The sequence below is a fragment of the Tenacibaculum skagerrakense genome, from assembly GCF_004345825.1.
Lineage (GTDB): Bacteria > Bacteroidota > Bacteroidia > Flavobacteriales > Flavobacteriaceae > Polaribacter > Polaribacter skagerrakensis.
In genome coordinates this window covers 39,403-63,806 of record NZ_SLXM01000006.1, presented here as the reverse complement: position 1 = coordinate 63,806, position 24,404 = coordinate 39,403, and the positions used below count along the sequence as shown (strand labels likewise).

General features: G+C 32.2%; 11 protein-coding genes. 3 read left to right on the top strand and 8 right to left on the bottom strand.

Annotated features, from left to right (window positions below; all coding sequences use genetic code 11):
- The first annotated feature begins 38 nt into the window (after positions 1–38).
- From EV195_RS10575 to EV195_RS10565, 3 genes are read left to right on the top strand one after another with little or no spacing between them, the layout of a single operon-like run.
- Positions 39–704 (top strand): DUF2490 domain-containing protein, encoded by a 666-nt coding sequence (locus tag EV195_RS10575; protein ID WP_132794927.1) that lies wholly within the window; start codon positions 39–41, stop codon positions 702–704.
- A 35-nt stretch (positions 705–739) separates the two neighbouring features.
- Positions 740–2,008 (top strand): DUF819 family protein, encoded by a 1,269-nt coding sequence (locus EV195_RS10570; RefSeq protein WP_132794926.1) that lies wholly within the window; start codon positions 740–742, stop codon positions 2,006–2,008.
- Between the two features lie 37 nt (positions 2,009–2,045).
- Complete coding sequence (locus EV195_RS10565) at positions 2,046–2,762, top strand: DUF4369 domain-containing protein (protein ID WP_132794925.1); 717 nt, start codon at positions 2,046–2,048, stop codon at positions 2,760–2,762.
- A 445-nt stretch (positions 2,763–3,207) separates the two neighbouring features.
- On the opposite strand, the gene EV195_RS10560 is transcribed toward EV195_RS10565, so the two are convergent.
- The 8 genes from EV195_RS10560 to rpoB form a co-directional block, all read right to left on the bottom strand.
- Positions 3,208–3,456, bottom strand: coding sequence for a hypothetical protein (locus EV195_RS10560; protein ID WP_132794924.1), 249 nt, complete (start codon positions 3,454–3,456; stop codon positions 3,208–3,210).
- 2,269 nt (positions 3,457–5,725) lie between these two features.
- Positions 5,726–6,100, bottom strand: a complete 375-nt coding sequence (locus EV195_RS10555; protein ID WP_165915716.1) for a hypothetical protein — start codon at positions 6,098–6,100, stop codon at positions 5,726–5,728.
- Between the two features lie 68 nt (positions 6,101–6,168).
- On the bottom strand, positions 6,169–9,891 hold the full coding sequence (locus tag EV195_RS10550; protein WP_132794922.1) for a DUF6443 domain-containing protein: 3,723 nt from the start codon (positions 9,889–9,891) through the stop codon (positions 6,169–6,171).
- A 7-nt stretch (positions 9,892–9,898) separates the two neighbouring features.
- Complete coding sequence (locus tag EV195_RS10545) at positions 9,899–13,573, bottom strand: RHS repeat domain-containing protein (RefSeq protein ID WP_132794921.1); 3,675 nt, start codon at positions 13,571–13,573, stop codon at positions 9,899–9,901.
- Between the two features lie 162 nt (positions 13,574–13,735).
- On the bottom strand, positions 13,736–15,565 hold the full coding sequence (locus tag EV195_RS10540) for a DUF885 domain-containing protein (protein ID WP_132794920.1): 1,830 nt from the start codon (positions 15,563–15,565) through the stop codon (positions 13,736–13,738).
- A 72-nt stretch (positions 15,566–15,637) separates the two neighbouring features.
- Positions 15,638–15,946, bottom strand: a complete 309-nt coding sequence (locus EV195_RS10535; protein ID WP_132794919.1) for a DUF3467 domain-containing protein — start codon at positions 15,944–15,946, stop codon at positions 15,638–15,640.
- Between the two features lie 56 nt (positions 15,947–16,002).
- Positions 16,003–20,274: a DNA-directed RNA polymerase subunit beta' gene (gene rpoC, locus EV195_RS10530; protein WP_132794918.1), complete on the bottom strand. Its 4,272-nt coding sequence runs from the start codon at positions 20,272–20,274 to the stop codon at positions 16,003–16,005.
- Positions 20,275–20,372: 98 nt separating this feature from the next.
- Positions 20,373–24,182: a DNA-directed RNA polymerase subunit beta gene (rpoB, locus tag EV195_RS10525; RefSeq protein ID WP_132794917.1), complete on the bottom strand. Its 3,810-nt coding sequence runs from the start codon at positions 24,180–24,182 to the stop codon at positions 20,373–20,375.
- Positions 24,183–24,404 lie beyond the last annotated feature (222 nt).

Here is a 24,404-nt window from a genome sequence, read left to right as displayed (position 1 = left end):
ACAAGGATTTCTTATGTTTATAAATCAACCTTTACAAAATGAAAAAAATAATACTTGTTTTAGCATTATTAACATTTTCAATTCATCTAACATCTCAACAAAACCCTGAAAAAGAATTAGGAATTTGGTACATGTATAATGGATCGCACACAATATCAAATAAGTTTAGTATTAAATCTATGGCACATTTTCGCTTTTTTGAAATTGGTGAAGATATGCAGCAATTTATTGGACGTTTTGGAGCAAACTATAAAATAGACAACACATTAAGTGCTACATTAGGATATGCTTTTCTTACTACAGATACTTCTTTTGGAATTGATGGAGGCACTTTTAATGAACATCGAATCTATGAAGATTTATTGGCCAACCATAAAATTTCCGTTTTAAATTTCTCTCATCGTTTACGTGGAGAACATCGATTTTTCAATTCACAAACAGGTCATTTTTTACGCTATCAATTAGCATTAGGATATCCAATCTCCAAAAAATGGTCGAGTTATATCTATGATGAAGTTTTCTTAGATTTTGATGGCGCTGATGCATACAATCAGAACTGGCTAGGCTTTGGTTTCAAATACCAACTATCTAAAGTAGTAAAACTACAATTAGGGTATATGAATATCAATATTAACAATCAAAACTTAGACAGAATTCAACTTGGGGTTGCCATAAGTACAAATCACACGAAGAAGCAGCAATAAATTTTTTTGATACCTTAGCAAAAACTTAACTACTAATGGAAAATCAACCGTTCTTTACAAACGATGCAATTGTATTTGGAATTTTAATGATATCACTTGGATTTGTTTTTTATACTGAAAGCATAAAAAAGGGATTCTGGTTAAAATTTTACAAAATTGTCCCAGGATTATTAATGTGTTATTTAATCCCTGCAATTTTTAACTCACTTGGAATAATTTCTGCAGACACCTCTAAAACGTACTATATTGCTAGTAGATTTTTATTACCTGCCTCTTTAGTGCTAATGACGATAAGTATTGACTTAAAAGCCATTTTTAATTTAGGACCCAAAGCATTAATTATGTTCTTTACTGGAACATTAGGAATTATTATTGGTGGGCCTTTAGCTATTTTATTAATTAGTTTAGTTTCTCCTGATACTGTTGGCGGTGTTGGTTTTGATGCTGTTTGGAGAGGTTTATCTACTTTAGCAGGTAGCTGGATTGGTGGTGGAGCAAACCAAGCTGCTATGCTAGAAATTTATCAATACAATCCGGAAAAATATGGAGGAATGGTCTTAGTAGATATAGTGGTTGCTAACATCTGGATGGCTGTTTTATTAATTGGTATTGGAAAATCAGAGAAAATTGACAACTGGTTAAAGGCTGATAATTCAGCAATTGAAGAATTAAAGAAAAAAGTAAGCTCGTTTACCGAAAGCGTAAAGAGAAATCCAACACTTACAGATTTAATGATTCTTTTAGCGCTAGCTTTTGGTGCAGTGGGAATTGCACATTGGGGAGCTGAAGCTATTTCATCATTTTTAACAGAAAATGTTAGCGCTATTGCCGATAAAAGTTCTGCCCTATCTTCTTTCTCTTCAAAATTCTTCTGGATGATTACCATTGCTACTGCTATTGGAATTTTATTATCATTTACCAAAGCAAAAAATTATGAAGGAGCTGGTGCTAGTAAACTAGGAAGTGTATTTATTTACATCTTAGTTGCGACTATCGGTATGAAGATGGATTTATCAAAAATAATTGAAAATCCAGGTTTAATAGCTATTGGTTTAGTTTGGATGGCAATACATGCTGGGTTATTGATTTTAGTAGCAAAATTAATTAGAGCTCCTTACTTTTTCTTGGCTGTTGGAAGTCAGGCTAATGTTGGTGGTGCAGCAAGTGCGCCTGTTGTTGCTGCAGCTTTCCATCCTTCTTTAGCTACAGTTGGAGTGCTATTAGCTGTATTTGGATATGTTGTAGGAACCTATGGTGCTATTTTGTGTACAATTTTAATGGAAATCGCCTCAAAAGTTGCCTAGAATTCTGCATATTTGCAATCGAAAATTTAAAAAACACATGAGAAATATTATCGCATTAGCATTGGTTTCGTTACTTGCTTTTTCTTGTTCTTCTGAAAAGAAAATGGGAAATATGGTTGTAACTGGTCAGATTAAAGGTTTGAAAAAAGGAACATTATATCTTCAAAAATTGAAAGATACCGCTATTGTTTCTGTAGATTCTATTCAGTTATTAGGTGATGATAAGTTTTCTCTTACCGATAATGTTGAGTCTCCTGTAATGTATTATTTAACTTTTGACGGAAATACAACTCCTAAGAAAATTATGTTCTTTGGTGAAGAAGGAACTATTACAATACAAGATGATGTTGAAAATTTTGGTTTTAAACCTGTAATTTCTGGTTCTAAAAACCAAGAAGTAATGGATAAATTCAACGAAATTGATCAACAATTTAAATCAAAGAGATTAGATTACTTAGCTCAGGATTTGGAAGCGCGCTCAAAAAACGATAGTATAAAAGCTGACAGTTTAGCTGCTGATTATAAAAAATTAGTTCGTCGTCGTTTTTTATTTACAACAAACTTTGCTATTTCAAATAAAGATAGTGAAGCGGCTCCTTATATTGCTTTAACTGAACTATATGATGCAAATCTTTACTTATTAGATACTATCAATAACAGTTTAACCGATAGAGTTAAAAACTCTGAATACGGAAAAAGATTAAGCAACTTTGTTTCTAAAATTAAAGAAACAGAAGATAACGAAACTGAGTAATAAATACACCTATTACCATAAAATATAAAGCCTTTCTTTTCAGAAAGGCTTTTTTGGTCTTTTAGTTTAAGTTCAGTATCATTCCCCCAAATATTACTTTCCCTTAAAACATAGGATAGACCCATGGTGTAAATATATAAAAAAAGTAAGAAACTATTGATTTACTGATTATTAAGGATTTACTTAGTTTTTATACTATCATAAAATGACAAAAAAGTACCAAAGTATCTTTTGAATGTGGTTTTCATGACTAATACTATCAATTAAATTTTAGTAAATTCTAATTTTACTTTGTATAAAGAAAAAGCACTATCATCTTATTGATAGTGCTTAAATTGTAGCTACATCTTTTTAAAAGATGAGCTTTTGTGCCGTTAACATCAATCTATTTATCCTTACTGAGGATTATATGTTGATACACATGATAAATTAACAGAGGGGACTACTACTGCATATTACCACCTGGTCCTGGAGCAGGCCCGCCAGCTAATGAACCAGAAACTGTATCACAATAAGCTACAGCTCCTCCACATTGATTTGTTGCATCAATAGCAGCTGATAAATCTGAATTGTAATCTTTCGTCCAAGATTTACTTCCGTTTGCACATCTACAGCTATAGCTAGCACCTCCAACAATAGTTTTTAACTGATTTTTTGATAACGCTTTAGCGTTCATGTTTTTTAAAAATTCCATTTCTTTTTGTATTTAAATTTTTAATAATTGATTAATACTCCAACAAATATAAATGCTAAAAACATGGCCTTATTCACCCGAAAAGGGTGATTTTATAAAAAAGTTAAACATTACGGTACATTTTAAAAGATTGCTTCGCTAAGCTCGCAATGACGAACTAAAAAAAACATCATTCCGAGGAGTGATACAACAAAGGAATCCTTCAGTTCAATACTAAGATACATACTTAATGCGAAAGCTAATTAACACTTACTTAAATAAGATTCTCGACTACTCAGTAATGATAACTTAATTAAAAAAAGATAGCTCGGAAATGATTTCCGAGCTATTGTAAGTAGTAATTAACTTTAAGATATGTTATTACACGGATTAAAAATCCGCGCTATCGGGTTTATTCACCCGAAAAGGGTGATTTTGTATAAAAGTTAGAAAATACAATTTTGCTATTTCATCATATTACATCTAACGCTATTATGCAAAAGCTTGGAAAATTACGGTACTATTGAAAAGATTGCTTCGCTAGGATCGCAATGACGAACAAAAATAAGCGTCATTCCGAGGAGTGAAACGACGAAGGAATCTTTTGTTTCAATTTATGATTATGTACTTGATAATTAACCTATTCAATGAACTCAAAATTATTTGTAAAAACAGAGCACATTTTGAAAGATTGCTTCGCTAGACTCGCAATGACGAACTAAAACAAACGTCATTGCGAGGAGTGAAACGACGAAGGAATCTTTCGTTTCAATATATGATTATGTATATAATACAGAATCTCTTCAATTATTGATGAAACAGAGACTAAATATAAAGAGCCTTAAAGTACTTTTTACACTAAAAACAAAAAGATGCACCTAAGTACATCTTCTTGAATTAGTATTTACTCCATAAAACCTTTTTGTTGTGGTTTTTATGTAGTATGTTTTGCTTACTCATACCCGCCACTAGTTACAAACTAGCGGGAGCGGGGGGATTATGTATATGATACAGAATTTCTTCAATTATTGATGAAACAGAGGCTAAATATAAAGAGATTGCTTCATTAGGTTCGCAATGACGAAAAAAATAAACGTCATTCCGAGGAGTGAAATGAGGAAAGGAATCTTTCGTTTCAATATATGATTATGTATATGATACAGAATTTCTTCAATTATTGATGAAAAATAGGCTAAATATAAAGAGATTGCTCCGTTATACTCGCAATGACGGAAAAATAAACGTCATTTCGAGAAGTGAAACGACGAAGGAATCTTTTGTTTCAATTTATGATTATGTACTTGATAATTAACCTATTCAATGAACTCAAAATTATTTGTAAAAACAGAGCACATTTTGAAAGATTGCTTCGCTAGACTCGCAATGACGAACTAAAACAAACGTCATTCCGAGGAGTGAAACGATGAAGGAATCTTTCGTTTCTATATATGATTATGTATATGATACAAAATCTCTTCAATTATTGATGAAAAAGAGGTTAAACTTAAAGAGATTGCTTCGTTATACTCGCAATGACAAAAAAACAAACGTCATTGCGAGGAGTGAAACGACGAAGGAATCCCTCAGTTCAAAACTAAAATACGTACTCGATGCTAAAGCTAATTAACACTTACCTTAAAAAAATCACCGATTACTCGGAAATAACAACATAATTAAAAAAAAGATAGCTCGGAAATGATTTCCGAGCTATTATAAATAGTAAATAATTGTAAGTATGTTCTTGCACGGATTACAAATCCGCGCTATCGGGTATCGGGTATAAAAAACAAAAAAAACCACGCTACTTTTAAAATAACGTGGTTGTATTTTAAATTAATCATTACTCTTCTTACTCATACTCGCCACCAGTTACAAACTGGCGGTAGCGGGGGCTATTATAAATAGATAATAAACTAATTCTCTTTGTTATTCCACGGATTAACAAACATCATTATACAAAACTCGTATAACATCTCCACTAAAAACAAAAAGATGTACCTAAGTACATCTTCTTGAATTAGTATTTACTCCATAAAACCTTTTTGTTGTGGTTTTGATGTAGTATCTTCTGCTTACTCATACCCGCCACTAGTTACAAACTAGCGGGAGCGGGGAAGGAATCTTTGAATTCTGTGTAGTTGATAAGTATAGTTTATACTTAATGGAAAAAAGATAGCTCGGAAATAATTTCCGAGCTATTATGAATATTAAAAACTAAATCTCTTTATTATTGCTGGGATTATAAGTCCGTACTACAGGTATGTCAATTGAGTCAAAGAAATTTAAGATATTATAAATTTTTATGCCAACTTATAAGCAAAATCATTGCTTTAAATGGAGCTCCAGTCTCTACTTTAAAATTAATTCTACTATTATCGGACAAAATTAGTTTAAAATCAATAAAATCAGGGGCTTCTTTTAATCTTATAAAATCATTATTACTATCAATTAATTTTATATCATTATATTTAAAGCTAATATTAATTGATCCATGCTTATAGTATATCGAACTTGTTGTAAATATTAAAAAATTAAATTCGTTCTCATAATATTCTAAAATTGGTAATTCATCATCTGATAAAACATTTCTAGACTGTAAATTTTCATTATCCACTAAAATCCGAGTCTTTACTGTTCTGTTAGCTAATCCTCTCCATGAATCCATATAGCCCATATACTTACTTAACTTATTAAGGATTCTATCTTTTTGTTCCCTTATTAGTTCAAACTTATCTATTTTTTTGTCCATATAACATCAATTGCTTGAGTAATTTCATTAAAAGTAGTTGAAAATTCATAACCATAAATCTTTGCTTGTTTTCTATACATCTCTACGGTTTCGTTGTCAAGAACGGTTTCAAATGTAATCTTCTGCGACTTAGAACCTAATTTTGCACTTGCTTTATTTATTTCATCTAAAAAATTCTTGAGTACTTTCCCTCCATAACCCTCTTCTCTAAATATCAATTGAACATCTACAAGTAACTCACTTCCATATTCCCATATTTGAGATGATAAAACTGAAGTTCCTTCAACATTTTCTCGTGTTAAATTGTCAATAAATCTCCTAACGATTCCACCACCTAATTCACCGAACTCATCTGCATACTTAGCCATTTTAAAACTATCACCTCCATAAGAAAAAACACCTAAAAAAGTAAACCCTGCACTAGTCCAATCACCTTCTAAACCGTATGTTAATGCATGTAACGTGTCAATAATTGGAGTTGGTTCTGCCGTACCAGCCAAATCAGCCACCAAATGAGCAGAGTCTGTAACTGTTTCAGCAACTTTACCAACCCCTGCCATTCTTTTAATTCTATCGGTTTCGGGATCATAATTAGAATTAGTAACTCCAACTTTATGTTTCATTTCCTGCTGATAGGAATCGGTAACATCATTTACACCGCTGGAAAACTTATTTTTAATACTTTGATATCCCTGATATGCCATTATAGCTAACTGAGAGGCTATATCATTAAAAAATATCTCTCGACCCTCAAGTTCCATACCCATACCTATCTTATTCTCAGCAAACGCATAGGTAGAATTGTAAACAAAATCTTCTGCCAACGGATCTAAACTCCAGAAACGAGCATGGGCAGGGTCATAAAACCTATACTTGAATTCATTTACATTTAAACCTAATTCATCATGTAACTCTTGCCCTTGAAATCCCCATTTTTGGGCTAAACTATTACCATTAGAACTCGTAATATTATTATATCCCTTATGTTTAAGCCCAAAAGGATAGTAATTAGATTCCTCAATAATCTCTGATTTAGATATAAATCCATCATTATTTGAATCTGAATATGTTAATCTAGTATTTTGATGAAGATCATTATAAGTATAAACATAATTAAAATTACTATTATTTTTTACAATATATCCCTCAGTCTGTTTAATAAATTCTAAAATTCCATCTTGATAAGTATAATCACCTGCATAATGAATAGTAGTATTATTTCCAGATAAATTATCTATTACTTCCTTTGATACTTTAGCTCCTGTAGCATCATAAGTATATTTAATAGTGCTTTGGTCAGTAAAAACAACTGTTTCTGGAACATTTAAATGATTATAAGTAATAGAATTAACACCTTTATTTTCGTCTATTATCAAGTTACCATTATCGTCAAAACTATAATCATTACTAATATTATCTCCATCTTTAAATCCAAAATCTATATTACTATTATCTATTACTTTGGTTAACTTATTACCTGAATCATAAGTGTAAACTAAATCATCCATTACACCGAAAGAATTCACACTACCATCTTGAGCTAACTGTGTATGACCTTTTCTAACTAAACTCTGAATATTTCCATTTTTATCATAAGTAATACCAGAAATATCATAATTTGAACTAGTTAATCCTGTAGCAGATAAAACTCTATTCAATGCGTCATATGAATAATTATAACCTCTCTTTGTAATATCTACATTTAACGTCTGCCAACTAGTTTGAGCAATGTTACCATTAAATAAGGCTTGACCCGAACTTGGTGTATTATATTTTATTTCATAATTAAACAGATCGTTATCGTCGTTGCTATCTTCGTTTATCTTAGTTAACCAACCTCTTACATTAAAAGCGTAATCGACTGTTTGCAAAGTACTCCCAACATTTTTTTGAGACAACATCCCCAAATCATTATATTTATTATCGTATAATATTTCCGCTTCTTGATTATTTATTTCTTGAGATTGCTTTAACAGTCTACCTACATGGTCATATGTATAATTGTCTCCAATAATGATATCTTCCTGCCCTACTTTTTTATGGGTAGTAATAGTTTCCTCTACTCTACCTACAAAGTCTAACTTAGAAGTAACAATATCAGTTGTTTGTAGAAAACTGTTATTTGTATATATGTAAAAAGGTCGAGCTTTTTCGTCATAGTAGGTAACCGAAGTTATCCAATCATTGGTATTTAATACTTTAATTTTAGCACCTGTGGCTAATCCCTGTAATCTAGTTGTAGCATCCACACCAAAGGAACTAGCGTTAATTGGTGCTCCTGCTTTATTAAAAGTGTAGTCATCATAATAATTTACAGTAAACACTTCAAGGTTTGTACTTGGGAAATTAATGTTAGAGTAATATATATCTAATGCTCCTGGAGTTGTTAACTTTTCTTCATAACACGCATTAATTCCTATATTATAAGCATCAAACTCTTGTTGCATTGCTGCTTGATCCAAAATAGTAGCATGTGTATATTTTCCCGTATACACAATACGTCCAAAAGCATCATACTTAGTAAACAACCATTCTTTATTAGCTCTTAAGTTTACGTCTTGGGTTAATACAGGCCTATTTAGTTTATCATAAATAATATATTCTTCGCCTTTACCTGGGATTTTCTTTTTCACCATTCGATTTCTGTAATCGTAGGTATATTGGTAACAAAGTTCTGATAACTCTGTAGTAGAAACGCCATCAACAATAGTAACTTTAGGAGGCAATACAAAACTTAGATTTCCAAAATCGTCATATACATAATACGTATCATGTGCTTCCTCGACATTATTCACTAACGCATAAGTTCTTTTTAACACCACTTGGCCTTCTTTATTAGTAAATTCTTCCTTAGTGTGCAATTTACTTCCTGTAGCTGGGGCTGTATGATTTTCGTCTCTAACGATACTTTTATACAACTCATTAGCTTGGTAATACGATGGGTTAGGATTTAGAGTAGCTTCGTAAACTTTTGAGTTTCTAGTGTTATCAAGGGTCATTGTAAAATGAAAAACTTCATTAACAATGTTGTTTTTATAATCTGACTCAATTGCATGATCATAATAAGAATACCCTCCTATGCCAGTTGCTTTCCAATCGTTACCTGGAGCACCTTGTTTTAAAACTCTATTCAATGGAGAACCATCAAATAATTTTTCAGCATATGCATTTACATTAGTATTACTTGAAAAGTCCTCTTGATAATTAGTCCAATAATAGTTATTTATTTTATCCGTAGCATTGGTTTTCAAGCTACCATTTCCTATGTCTGATGGATAAGGTAAATATTCTTTAGCCTGTCTTCCATAATCGTCATATTCAAAATGTGTAACAATATCTTTTTTTGTTGGAGACTGTTTGATTCCAATATTTTGAATAGGTCTACCTAAACCATCATAGTACACAACTGTTTCTATTACATCTTTATTACTTTCTACAGTAGTACCTTGTGTTGCAATTTGAAAATCTCTTGTTAACACATAGTTTTCATTACTTAAACTTAAAGGAGTGTATACATCCCAAAGAATTCTCGCTGAAAAATTTGCTCCAGATTGTATGATTGTAGAAGGACGAATAACAATACTATTGGAAGCAATAATTTGACTATTTCCTGTAATAGTTTCGTTTTCTATTATAACATTCTCTTCTGATTGAGAAAATGCTATAATTGGCAATAAAAAAACTAATGATAATATAAATCTTTTCATAGCGGTCTTAGTTTTTATAATTGTATTTATTTTCTTTTAAAATATTTCCTTGTGCATCTTTTATGTATAACAATCTATTCAAACTGTCGTATTCATAAAAAACCGTCTCACCTCTGGTATCGGTTATACTTGTTACACCTATTAACGGATTATAAGTATAGGTAGTAACCATAGCTTGTATTCCAAAAGCATTTCTTAAACTTTCTAACTTCGTCCTTAAAGTGTTCTCCGTAGTGTCAGATTTATCAAAATTTGAAGACGTAATTGCATCATCAATTGCAGTCTGTTGAAAAGAAGTAATACTATTATTATATCCTTCAATTTTAGCAATTGGATATTCTTTATTATACCCCCAAACATAGTAAATTTTCGAACCATCTTTTTTACTTACTTGTGTCAAATTCCCTTTAGAATCATAAGTGCTAAAAAGAATTCTTTGTTCTAAAGCATGAGATCCTTTAGCATTTTCAACACTTTCTGGCAAATACATTGGATAATTATTTTCTCCACTAACTAATTTAAAATTGTTTTTCTGAAGTGTTAATCTTTCGTTATTTTTCAGGATTTCTTCCTCTATTACAGGAGTTAAAATATTATTACTTATCATTCCTGATAACACAGATGAATTTTGAAAATCATATGGATATTTATTTCTTACTTCTCTAATATTATTACCTGAGTAAGTAACTTTAGTAGTTTTATTTTGATTATAATCATCATAAGTATATTCTACTTTAGTTTCGATTTTATTATCTAAATCAAAATTAAAAGTCTCTTCCTTTTCTAATAAACTAACTCCAGAACGAATTGGATAAACACCGGTTAAATAGGACTGCTCAATAACTGGTCCTGTAGTACTTGTATAAAAAGCTCTTGTATCTGTATGAATAGTTTTAACACCCCATAAAGCTTCTTCCATACTTGAATTATAAGTATATACTACTTTTTGGATTGTATCACTGTTTTTATTTAAAATACTAGTTTTAAGTAATAATCCATTTTCAGGATATTTTTTTGTAAACGGTAAATTTATTTCTTGGAAATAAGAATTACCTTCGTTATCCTGAGGAACACCATCATCTTGGTTGTTTATAAACTCAAAGACAACCTTACCATTATCATTCCCATTAACATCAACTCTCCTTTCAATAATTTCTGAATACCCAACATAATTACCATTTGCATTTAATGAAGGCTGAACAAAACTCCCTGAAGTAAGCTCTCTTTTATTACCAATAAAACTGTTTATTTGATAAATAGGACTACAATTTGCCCCAGCATTAAGGGTTGTATTGTCCAATTGATATAATGCTAAACGTAGTGATTCCGCATTTTTCAAACTTGGGTTTTTTACAAACTCTTTATATGCATATAAATATGCTGATTGTTTATCTAAATAGTCCGATGGAGGTGTACAACCTGCTCCTTGATACCCTACTAACATCGGAACTTCAAATGAAGTTTCTGCCTTACTATAAAAAATCAACGGGCTCATAAGTTTACCATTGGTATAATCAAATACTTTTTTATTTGCCGCTTGAAATGGATTTTCTCCATCCGTATAATCAGTTATTGCCTGAACACGTAATCCAGCTCCGTATGATTCATTTGCTAATGGTAAATAATCTCTATAAGATAAACTTAATGTTACCTGGCTAGAATTAACAGTTCCATTATACGTGCCACAACCTCCCTTTACCGTAAAATAAACTACTCCCTCAGGAAAAATAAACTGCAAATCACTAATTAATAATTCTTCAGGATCATCATATCTCATTCTAACTGATTTTACTTCATTTATGTAAGTATCATAGTTAGCTTGATTAAAATTTGAAGAACCTTTTATTAAACCTAAAGCTGCTAATTCATATAAATAATTATATGACGTATTTTCAATCAATGCTGTTAAAGAAGGTTTAAAGTGAAAAATCTCAATATAAGTATCATCATATAAGTCAGCAAAATTACATCCCCTAGTACTCAATAAGGCATTTCCATTAAAAATAGTACTTCCACCTTTAACTAAAATAACTTCGTTGGGATTTGGTCCAGAACCAGTTCCCGTTGTTATAGAAAAGTTCTTAGCTTCTCCTTGTTCTTTCGATGGAGCATCAAAATTTGAAAAAGAATTTAACTCATAATTATAAATGGTTGCTCCTTTAGTTGGATACGTTACTTTAAGTAAAGTAGCTGCCTTTGTATAATTAATATCAGCACTTTTATTATTATTTTGATAATCTAGATATAGTGGATCGTGTCTTTCTACATTGAACCTGTAAATATTTGGAAAAAAAGAGTCATTAGTATGTATTCCATTATAAAAACCCCAATAATCCGTTGCATATGATGTTTTCTTAGGCAATACAGTTTGATCATAGTCAAAAATATAAGGGTTAATACCGGTTCTTTTAAATGAATTTAATTTTAATCTATGCGTCAATTCTTCATTAGTTTTACCAACAACGTAATTATCGTAATTCAAAAAGTTATCCCAGTTATTTCCTATTGTATGGCCTTCGAAATATGAATAATCGAAATCGAAAGAATCTACAACAACATCTTTATATTTTACTTCAATCTTGTCCAACTTTTTTGCTTCTTTCAAATCTATTCTAGAAGATGTCAAAAAATTTATTTGAGTATCTTCATATTTAATAGCGGATAGGTAAGAAAAAGTTTGTTCTGTAGCAAAATAAGAAGTAGTAATTCCTGTATTATCCGGAATGTAAGTTGATCCAGCACCTTCCTTAGGGTCATAACTTCGACTTATAAGATTAATCGTAGGTAAATTTTTACTTACTAATGAAGTAGTATATTCAAAATCTACAAATCCTCCTTTATTTGTAATAATCTTAGATAGTTTAAATACTCTAGAAGTCTTTTCATTTCTATTTACCATATCGATACTTGAACCTGCAGCACCACCAAAACTATTAACACTTAAACTTCTGTTTACAGCCACTTCATCTTTAAGGTCAAACTCGAACTTATGACCTTCTGGAACAATAATTGTAAAATTGTTTGGCTTATTCGGAAATGAATAATTCGGAGCTTGTATCTTTATTCTTTTATCTGTTAAACAAACAAAAGTCTCAGTTGTCCAATCCAACATAAACTTACCTCCGTAACCCAAAACATTAAAATAAAAAATATCTGGTTGTGTATCTTTTGTCCCTGCGTAATTTACAGGATTAAATAAACAATCCGGATTTTCAATATTCCATCTATCATCAAAACCTAAATAAAATGAATTCTCTTGACTCATAACAGATGTAGCGGTTAATCCACTTGATTGTTTAGAAATTAAACAATCAAAATCTGGATATTGTCTGTATGCGTAGTACCCAAAATCATCTAAACCCACAACGGACTGCACAATTTCCATATCTGCGCTTAAATGCCATCCTAATCCGACCCATGTGGCTTCTTGATTTACCTTTATACCATTTACATTATACGACAGTGAAATAGGAATATTTATACCATTAGCTTTTAATGTATAAATAGGAATATTAACTTGTGGTATTCCTGTATAATTATTTACTGGTACGTCACCATATCTAATAAATTCAGATGATTCTGGAGACATCGGTAAAACATTCGGTAATTGCGTATTTGCGTCTATTTGTCCTAAACAAATAGTGCTATACAGTAAGGCTACTAAAAGCTTTATATTCTTCATAAATAGTATTTGATTTTTAGCAATTTGTAATTCAACAATTTTTTAATTTTCGGTTGCAAAAGTACTATTAATTTTCTTTTTACCAAACAGATAAGTTGAATTTGAAGTATAAAAAAACCGTTGAAAAATTCAACGGTTTAGATATTATAATTTGTTTACTTTCTAATTTTCAGAAACAATATACTCATCAACCAATTTTTCTAAAATATCAAGTGGTAGTGGACCATTAGTTAAAACTACATCGTGGAATTTTCTAATATCAAATTTTTCTCCTAAAGCATTTTTAGCTTTTTCTCGAAGTTCAATAATTTTAATCATTCCTATTTTATAAGCTGTTGCCTGACTTGGCATAACAATATGTCTTTCTACCATTTTAATAGCATCTAATTCGGCGTTTGGTGTATTATCTGTATAATACTTAATCCCTTGTTCTCTAGTCCATTTTTTTGAATGAATACCAGTGTCTACAACCAAACGACAAGCTCGCCATAATTCCATGGCTAAACGACCAAAATCAGAATACGGATCAGCATAAAACCCCATTTCTTTAGGAATAAATTCAGAATATAAACCCCAACCTTCCACATAAGCCGTGTAACGAGCAAACTTTCTAAACATCGGAACATCTTTTAATTCTTGTGCAATTGCAATTTGCATATGATGCCCTGGAATTCCTTCGTGATAGGCTAATGCTTCCATTTGATAAGAAGGCATACTTGCCATATCATACATATTTGCATAATAAGTTCCTGGACGAGAGCCATCAATTGCAGGTTGTTGATAAAACGCTTTTCCAGCAGATTTCTCTCTAAAAGCTTCTACTGCTTTCACCTGTAAATCGGCTTTTGGTTTTGTAATGAACAATTCATCTAAACGACCTTTCATAGTATTTATGATCGCTGTCGCTTTGTCCATATACTCTTTTCTTCCTTCATCTGTTGCTGCAAAATAGAATTGCTTGTCTGTTTTCATAAATTGAAAAAACTCTTGTAAGCTTCCTTTGAAACCAACTTTTTCCATAATTGCTTTCATCTCACCATGAATTCTTTCAACCTCTGCTAGTCCTATTTTATGAATTTCATCCGCAGATAAATTAGTCGTTGTTGTTCTTTGTAATGCATTGTTATAAAACGCTTCACCATTCGGAAACTTCCAAGCACCATCATCAGTGGTAGCTATTTTTTCTTGTTCTTCTAACGTAGTAATTAAAGTTGTGTAGCCAGCTAAAACATCTTCTTTTAAAGCTTTCGTTGCATCTTCTAATAAGCTGCTTTTTTCATCATCATTAACATCTAGCTTAGCCAATTTTGTTTCAAAGTCATTAAGTAAGGTACTTTTCTTTTCAGAACTATCAAAAGGTTGCCCCTTGATTAAATTTCTTGAATCATCTAAAACTTTAGTAAAAACAAACTTAGGAATCATAATTCCAGCCTCCTGCCTTTTCTTTAAATTCTCAGATAACTGAGCAAACATAGGCTTAATTCCTTTTAATCTACTTATATAATTTTCAGCATCTTTTTTATCGCCTATTTGATGCATATTGATTAAAAAAGCCGGAATTTCAGCTTGTGCACCATGCATTTGATTTACAGGATAGGTGTATAATCTGTACTTATCATCTGCAATCGTATTTTCTAGTCCTTGCTTAAATAAATCATGACTTAGCTTAGTGTTTGTATCTAACGCTTTAACATTTACTGAATCATTGATCCATTGTAAAGCTTCTTTTGTTAATGCTAATTCTTTATCTGCAAATTCATCAGATAGATCATCCCATTTATCAGCATCTTTTTTAATTCCTAAATACGTTTGATACATAGGATGTAAGTCTAATGATTCTTGAAATTGTTTTTGAAAAAACGCATTTACTTTTGCCGATTCTTTTTGGATTTCTTCCGCTGTTGGCTCTTTATCTTGTTGATCCGTTTTACATGCCGCACTAACTAACATTAGAGATAATGCCACATATTTAGTTCTGTTTTTAAGTTTCATTATTGAATAGTATTTGGATTCTAAAAATACGTAAATAAAAAACCGAAACAAATTTGTTTCGGTTTTCATTTTTTATGCTTCTCCAGTTGTTCCTCCAAAATTCATTGGAATTGGAGGCTGTTCATAATCTTTTATTTCTCCATGCACTTGCTCGAATTTTCTAACATTATCAGCTAATGCTTTTGTGAGTCTCTTAGCGTGTTGCGGAGTTAAAATAATTCTTGATTTTACTTTTGCCTTTGGTACTCCTGGCATGATATTGATAAAGTCAACAATAAATTCAGATACAGAATGGTTTATAATGGCTAAATTACTATACGTTCCTTCTGCTATATCTTGATCTAATTCTATATTGATTTGTGATTCTATATTTTCTTCCATAAATAGAGTATTAACTAAAAAGACCTCAAAAATGAGGTCTTTTTATATAGTTATTATTATAAACTTCTTTCTATTTCATCTTTAGGACCAACGATGATGTTTTCGTAAGATCTGATACCAGTACCAGCTGGAATACGCTTACCTACAATAACATTTTCTTTTAATCCTTCAAGATTATCAATCTTACCGTTTACAGCTGCTTCGTTTAATACTTTTGTAGTTTCTTGGAATGAAGCTGCAGAGATAAATGACTTCGTTTGTAATGAAGCTCTAGTAATACCTTGTAATACTTGCTCTGCTGTTGCAGGTTGAGCATCTCTTGCTACTACTAAATTTTTATCTTGTCTACGTAATATTGAGTTTTCATCTCTTAATTGACGAGATGTAACTAATTGACCTGCTTTTAAGCTATCAGAATCTCCAGCATCTTCAACAACTTTCATTCCGTAGATTTTATCATTCTCTTCGATGAAGTCGTTTTTATGAGCTAACTGATTCTCTAAGAACAATGTATCTCCTGAGTCAATAATTCTAACTTTACGCATCATCTGACGTACAACAACCTCGAAGTGCTTATCGTTAATCTTCACCCCTTGTAAACGATATACTTCTTGAATTTCGTTTACTAAGTATTCTTGAACAGCAGAAGGTCCTTTGATTCTTAAGATATCTGATGGAGTAATAGCTCCGTCTGATAAAGGCATACCTGCTTTAATAAAGTCATTTTCTTGAACTAAAATTTGGTTCGATAACTTAACTAAGTATTTCTTAACATCTCCAGTTTTAGACTCAACGATGATTTCACGGTTACCACGCTTAATCTTACCGAAAGAAACAACACCGTCAATCTCCGCTACAACTGCAGGGTTAGATGGGTTACGCGCTTCGAATAATTCAGTTACACGAGGTAAACCTCCAGTAATATCACCAGCCTTACCTGACTTACGAGGAATCTTAACTAATGTTTGACCTTCATCAACTTTATCTCCATTATCCACCATTAAATGAGCTCCTACCGGTAAACTGTACGAACGTAAAGCATTACCGTCTGCATCTTCAATAATTAAAGATGGAATAATCTTTTTATTCTTAGAATCTGTAATTACTTTTTCTTGGAATCCAGTTTGTTCATCAACTTCAACAGAATAGTTAATACCCTGCTCTAAGTTATCAAACTTAACTTTTCCTCCAAATTCAGATACAATAACTCCGTTAAATGGATCCCACTGACAAATAGCATCTCCTTTTTTGATTGTGTTTCTATCTTTATCAAAAATAATAGAACCATAAGGAATGTTATTAGTACTTAACGTGATACCTGTTTTCTTATCTATGATTTTAATTTCAGCAGTACGAGAAATAACGATATCAACTACATCACCAGAAGAATTTTTACCTTTTACAGTACGTAAATCTTCAATCTTAACATCTCCTTCGAATTTAGCTATTAATGTATTATCCTCTGAAATATTTCCTGCAACCCCTCCAACGTGGAATGTACGTAATGTTAACTGTGTACCAGGCTCTCCAATAGACTGAGCTGCAATTACACCAACTGCTTCACCTCTTTGAACATTCTTAGCAGTAGATAAACTCTTACCATAACATTTAGAACAAATTCCTTGCTTAGATTCACATGTTAATGGAGATCTTACTTCTACTCTATCAATTCCTGATTCTTCTATTTTATCAGCTAATTTGAATGTAATTAATTCACCAGCTTTAACGATTACTTCGTCTGAAATTGGATGATAAACATCGTGTAAAGAAACTCTACCTTCAATTCTATCAGCTAAAGATTCTACGATTTCATCATTCTTCTTTAATGGCATTACTTCTAAACCACGTAATGTACCACAATCTACTTCATTTACAATTACATCTTGAGATACATCAACTAAACGACGAGTTAAGTATCCAGCATCTGCCGTTTTTAATGCCGTATCCGCTAATCCTTTACGAGCACCGTGCGTAGAGATAAAGTATTCTAAAATTGAAAGACCTTCTTTAAAGTTAGAAAGAATTGGGTTTTCAATAATCTCTCCACCACCAGCTGTAGATTTTTTAGGCTTTGCCATTAATCCACGCATACCTGTTAACTGACGAATCTGCTCTTTAGAACCACGGGCTCCAGAATCTAACATCATAAATACAGAGTTAAATCCTTGTTGATCCTCACGTAAACGCTTCATCGATAATTCTGTTAATCTGTTATTCGTAGAACCCCAAACATCAATTACCTGATTATAACGTTCCTTTTGAGTTAACATACCCATGTTATAGTTCATAACGATTCCATCCACTTCTTCGTTAGCTTCAGCAATCATGGCATGCTTTTCTTCTGGGATAATAATATCTCCTAATGAGAATGATAAACCACCTTGGAAAGCGAATTTATATCCCATATTTTTAATTTGGTCTAAAAACTCTCCAACTGAAGGTATATCAGTTACTTTTAAGATTCCACCAATAATTCCTCTTAAAGACTTTTTAGTTAATACCTCATTGATATAACCAGCCGCCTCAGGAACTACCTCGTTGAATAAAACTCTACCTACAGTAGTCTGTATAATTTTTGTTACAACTTCTCCGTTTTCTACATCCTTGGTACGAACTTTAATACCAGCATTTAAATCAACTTTACCTTCATTGAAAGCAATAGTAACTTCTTCTGGAGAATAGAATGTTAAACCTTCTCCTTTAACTATTAATTCTGGAGTAGATTTACGCTCTTTAGTCATGTAATAAAGACCTAATACCATATCCTGTGAAGGTACAGTAATAGGAGCACCGTTTGCTGGGTTTAAGATATTGTGAGAAGCTAACATTAATAACTGCGCTTCTAAAATAGCCTCTGGACCTAATGGTAAGTGAACCGCCATTTGATCCCCATCGAAATCGGCGTTGAAGGCCGTACATACTAATGGGTGAAGACGAATAGCTTTACCTTCAATTAATTTAGGTTGGAAAGCTTGAATACCTAAACGGTGTAACGTAGGAGCACGGTTTAATAACACTGGGTGTCCTTTAATTACGTTTTCAAGAATATCCCAAACAACAGGCTCTTTTCTATCAATAATTTTCTTTGCAGATTTTACTGTTTTTACAATTCCTCTTTCGATTAACTTACGAATTACGAAAGGCTTGTAAAGTTCAGCTGCCATATCTTTAGGCAATCCACACTCGTATAATTTTAATTCAGGACCAACAACAATTACAGAACGAGCAGAATAGTCAACACGTTTACCTAATAAGTTTTGACGGAAACGTCCTTGTTTACCTTTTAAACTATCAGATAACGACTTTAATGGTCTGTTTGATTCTGTTTTTACTGCTGAAGATTTACGTGTATTATCAAATAAAGAATCTACTGATTCTTGTAACATACGTTTCTCGTTACGTAAGATTACTTCAGGAGCTTTAATCTCCATTAATCTCTTTAAACGGTTGTTACGGATAATTACACGACGGTATAAATCATTTAAATCAGAAGTAGCAAAACGTCCACCATCTAATGGTACTAATGGACGTAATTCTGGTGGAATTACAGGAATCACTTTCATGATCATCCACTCTGGCTTATTTTCTCTATTATTTTGAGACTCTCTAAATGATTCTACAACGTTTAATCTCTTTAATGCTTCATTCTTACGTTGCTTAGAAGTCTCAGTATTAGCTTTATGTCTTAATTTATATGATAAATCATCTAAATCGATACGAGCTAATAAATCAATTAGACACTCAGCTCCCATTTTAGCGATAAACTTATTTGGATCTGTGTCTTCTAAGTACTGATTATCTTGTGGTAAAGTATCAACAATGTCTAAATACTCTTCTTCCGTTAAGAAATCAAGTTTTTGTAATGGCTCACCTTCAGCACTTTTAGCAATACCTGGTTGGATTACTACATAACGCTCGTAATAGATAATCATATCTAACTTCTTAGATGGTAATCCTAATAAATATCCCATCTTGTTAGGTAATGATCTGAAATACCAAATGTGAGCTACTGGTACAACAAGGTTAATGTGACCTACTCTATCTCTACGAACTTTTTTCTCAGTTACTTCAACTCCACATCGATCACAAACGATACCTTTATATCGAATTCTTTTATATTTACCACATGCACACTCATAATCTTTTACAGGACCAAAAATTCTTTCACAGAATAATCCATCTCTTTCTGGCTTGTGCGTACGGTAGTTAATTGTTTCTGGTTTTAAAACCTCTCCTTTAGATGCTTCTAAAATAGACTCCGGAGAAGCTAAACCAATTGAAATTTTGTTAAACTTCTTAACAGTGTATTTTTCGTTTTTTCTTGCCATAATGTTTTGCAAAATGTTTTAAGCAATGTTGCTTAAACTTATAAATTATATAAACACTGAAATCAAGGCTGAAATCTAATTCAACCTTGATTATCTTTTTACTCTTCTAATTTAACGTCTAAACCTAAACCTTTAAGTTCGTGCATTAATACGTTAAATGATTCTGGTAATCCAGGTTCTGGCATTTGCTCTCCTTTTACTATGCTTTCGTAAGCTTTAGCTCTACCTAATACATCATCCGATTTTATCGTTAAGATTTCACGTAAAATACTAGACGCACCATAAGCTTCAAGTGCCCATACCTCCATTTCTCCAAAACGTTGACCTCCAAATTGTGCTTTACCTCCTAATGGTTGTTGCGTAATTAATGAGTAAGGTCCAATAGAACGAGCATGCATCTTATCTTCAATCATGTGTCCTAACTTAATCATATAAATTACCCCAACTGTAGCAGGCTGGTCAAAACGCTCTCCTGTACCTCCATCGTATAAGTAAGTATGTCCAAATCTTGGAATACCTGCTTCATCTGTTAATTCATTGATTTCATCTAATGAAGCTCCATCGAAAATAGGTGTCGCATATTTTTGGTTTAACTTTTGACCTGCCCATCCAAGAACAGTTTCATAAATCTGACCAATATTCATACGAGATGGTACCCCTAATGGATTTAATACGATGTCAACTGGAGTTCCGTCTTCTAAGAATGGCATGTCTTCTTGACGAACGATTCTTGCAACAATACCTTTGTTACCGTGACGTCCTGCCATCTTATCTCCTACTTTTAACTTACGCTTTTTAGCAATGTAAATTTTAGCTAACTTTAAAATACCTGCTGGTAATTCGTCTCCTACTGAGATTGTAAACTTCTCACGACGTAAAACCCCTTGTAAATCGTTAACTTTAATTTTATAGTTATGAATTAATTCACCAACTAATCTATTAAGATCTTTATCGGTAGTCCAAACTCCACTTAAATGCGTAAAATCATCAACTGAGTTTAACATTTTTTGTGTGAACTTTTTACCTTTTGGTAAAACTTCTTCTCCTAAATCGTTGTGAATTCCTTGAGAAGTTTTTCCATTAATTAATCCGAATAACTTTTCGATTAAATGATCTTTTAATTCTTCGAACTTAGAAACAAATGAAGCTTCTAAAGTAGCAACTGCTTCTTTATCTCTTGCTCTTTTGTTTTTATCTTTAACTGCTCTCCTGAATAATTTCTTATCAATTACAACTCCTTTTAATGAAGGTGAAGCTTTTAATGATGCATCTTTTACATCACCTGCTTTATCTCCAAAAATTGCTCTTAATAATTTTTCTTCTGGTGTTGGATCTGATTCTCCTTTAGGTGTAATCTTACCAATTAAGATATCCCCTGGCTTTACTTCAGCTCCAATACGAATCATTCCATTTTCATCTAAATCTTTAGTAGCTTCTTCAGAAACATTTGGAATATCGTTAGTTAATTCTTCAGCACCTAATTTAGTATCACGAACATCTAAAGAATACTCATCAATATGGATAGATGTAAAGATATCTTCACGAACAACTTTCTCAGAAATTACAATCGCATCCTCGAAGTTATATCCTTTCCAAGGCATGAAGGCAACTTTCATATTTCTTCCTAAGGCTAATTCACCTTGTTGAGTTGCATATCCTTCACAAAGTACTTGTCCTTCCTCAACTCTATCACCTTTCTTAACAATTGGTTTTAAGTTAATGTTAGTACCTTGGTTCGTTTTTCTAAACTTAATTAAGTTATATGACTTTTCATCCGGATCAAAACTTACTAAACGTTCTTCCTCAGTTCTGTCATATTTAATCGTAATTGTATTTGCATCAACATATTCTACAACTCCATTTCCTTCAGCATTGATTAAAATACGAGAATCTTTAGCAACTCTACGCTCTAATCCAGTACCTACGATTGGTGATTCAGGTCTTAATAATGGTACTGCCTGACGCATCATGTTAGATCCCATTAAGGCACGGTTTGCATCATCATGCTCCAAGAATGGAATTAAAGACGCAGAAATAGAAGCGATTTGGTTTGGAGCAACGTCCATGTAGTTTACTACATCTGGCGTTACTACAGGGAAATCACCTTCTTCTCTTGCAATTACTTTATCTCTGTCAATAGTACCATCTTCTTTTACTTCAATGTTAGATTGTGCGAACTTCATTCCTTCCTCTTCTTCAGCACTTAAGTAAATTGGTTCATCTGATGATACTTGTCCATCTGCTACTTTCTTATATGGTGTTTCAATGAATCCCATGTTATTCACCTTAGCATACACTGCTAAAGATGATATAAGACCAATGTTTGGTCCTTCAGGTGTTTCAATAGGACATAAACGACCATAGTGTGTATAGTGAACGTCACGAACCTCGAATCCAGCTCTTTCTCTAGATAAACCTCCAGGTCCTAAAGCTGATAAACGACGTTTGTGAGTAATCTCTGCTAATGGGTTTGTTTGGTCCATGAACTGAGATAACTGGTTTGTACCAAAGAAAGAATTAATAACAGACGATAATGTCTTTGCATTAATTAAATCAATTGGAGTAAACACCTCGTTATCACGAACGTTCATACGTTCACGAATTGTACGAGCCATACGTGCTAAACCAACACCGAATTGTCCTGCTAATTGTTCACCTACAGTACGTACACGACGGTTAGATAAGTGGTCAATATCATCTACTTCTGCTTTTGAATTGATAAGCTCAATTAAATATTTAACAATTGTAATGATATCATTCTTAGTTAATACTTTTTGGTCTAATTCTTCATCAAGACCTAACTTAGTATTCATTCTAAAACGACCAACTTCTCCTAAATTATATCTCTGTTCTGAGAAAAATAATTTATCGATAATACCTCTTGCTGTTTCCTCATCTGGTGGTTCAGCGTTACGTAATTGACGATAAATATGCTCAACAGCTTCTTTCTCAGAGTTTGTTGGATCTTTTTGTAATGTATTATGAATTATTGCATAATCAGCCATGTGATTATCTTCCTTATGAAGTAAGATAGTCTTTGCGCCTGATTCGATAATTTCATCTACATGTTCTTTCTCTAAATATGTGTCACGATCGAATATAATTTCGTTACGCTCAATCGATACTACTTCTCCTGTATCTTCATCAACGAAATCTTCGTGCCATGTTTTTAATACTCTCGCAGCTAATTTTCTACCTAATACTTTTTTCAATCCAGCTTTAGAAACTTTAACCTCCTCTGCTAAATCAAAAATCTCTAAGATATCTTTATCCCTTTCAAATCCAATTGCACGGAATAATGTAGTTACAGGCAACTTCTTTTTTCTATCAATGTAGGCATACATTACCTGGTTGATATCTGTTGCGAATTCAATCCAAGATCCTTTGAAAGGAATAACTCTTGCTGAATATAACTTAGTACCATTTGCATGGAAAGATTGTCCAAAGAACACCCCTGGAGAACGGTGTAACTGAGAAACTACAACTCGCTCAGCTCCGTTAATAATAAATGTTCCAGAACCAGACATATAAGGTATTGTACCTAAATACACATCTTGAACAATGGTTTCAAAATCTTCATGTTCAGGATCTGTACAGTAAAGCTTAAGTCTTGCTTTTAATGGAACACTATACGTTAATCCTCTTTCAATACATTCTTGAATGCTATATCTTGGTGGATCAACAAAGTAATCTAAAAATTCTAATACGAATTGATTTCTAGTATCGGTAATTGGGAAATTATCCATGAAGGTTTTGTATAAACCTTCTTCACCTCGCTCCTCTGCTTTTGTTTGTAATTGGAAAAAATCTTGGAAAGATTTAATTTGTATATCCAAAAAATCTGGATAATCATATCCAATTCTAGAAGATGCGAAATTGATTCTTTCAGTAGTGTTTATCGTTGCCAAAAGAGTATCTATTTTTAATTAAAAATATTTTATTAAAAAACTTTTACAGTTTTTCTTGCAATTTTTACTACTTAAAATTGATAATTAACAATTTAATAATCAACTTTAAAGAAGTTTAAAAAAACACAAATTAATATTGTGATTTTATAAGAACAAATATATACACAAAATGGTTTAGGGCTAAAGCTAAAGCTCTAGCACCTAAACCTGTATTTTGTTATC

Excerpts from the sequence above, each read along its gene's own strand:
- EV195_RS10545 (WP_132794921.1), bottom strand. The coding sequence starts at position 13,573 with ATGAAGAATATAAAGCTTTTAGTAGCCTTACTGTATAGCACTATTTGT.
- EV195_RS10555 (WP_165915716.1), bottom strand. The coding sequence starts at position 6,100 with ATGGATTCATGGAGAGGATTAGCTAACAGAACAGTAAAGACTCGGATT.
- rpoC (WP_132794918.1), bottom strand. The coding sequence starts at position 20,274 with ATGGCAAGAAAAAACGAAAAATACACTGTTAAGAAGTTTAACAAAATT.
- EV195_RS10550 (WP_132794922.1), bottom strand. The coding sequence starts at position 9,891 with ATGAAAAGATTTATATTATCATTAGTTTTTTTATTGCCAATTATAGCA.
- EV195_RS10565 (WP_132794925.1), top strand. The coding sequence starts at position 2,046 with ATGAGAAATATTATCGCATTAGCATTGGTTTCGTTACTTGCTTTTTCT.
- EV195_RS10560 (WP_132794924.1), bottom strand. The coding sequence starts at position 3,456 with ATGGAATTTTTAAAAAACATGAACGCTAAAGCGTTATCAAAAAATCAG.
- EV195_RS10575 (WP_132794927.1), top strand. The coding sequence starts at position 39 with ATGAAAAAAATAATACTTGTTTTAGCATTATTAACATTTTCAATTCAT.
- EV195_RS10570 (WP_132794926.1), top strand. The coding sequence starts at position 740 with ATGGAAAATCAACCGTTCTTTACAAACGATGCAATTGTATTTGGAATT.
- EV195_RS10535 (WP_132794919.1), bottom strand. The coding sequence starts at position 15,946 with ATGGAAGAAAATATAGAATCACAAATCAATATAGAATTAGATCAAGAT.
- EV195_RS10540 (WP_132794920.1), bottom strand. The coding sequence starts at position 15,565 with ATGAAACTTAAAAACAGAACTAAATATGTGGCATTATCTCTAATGTTA.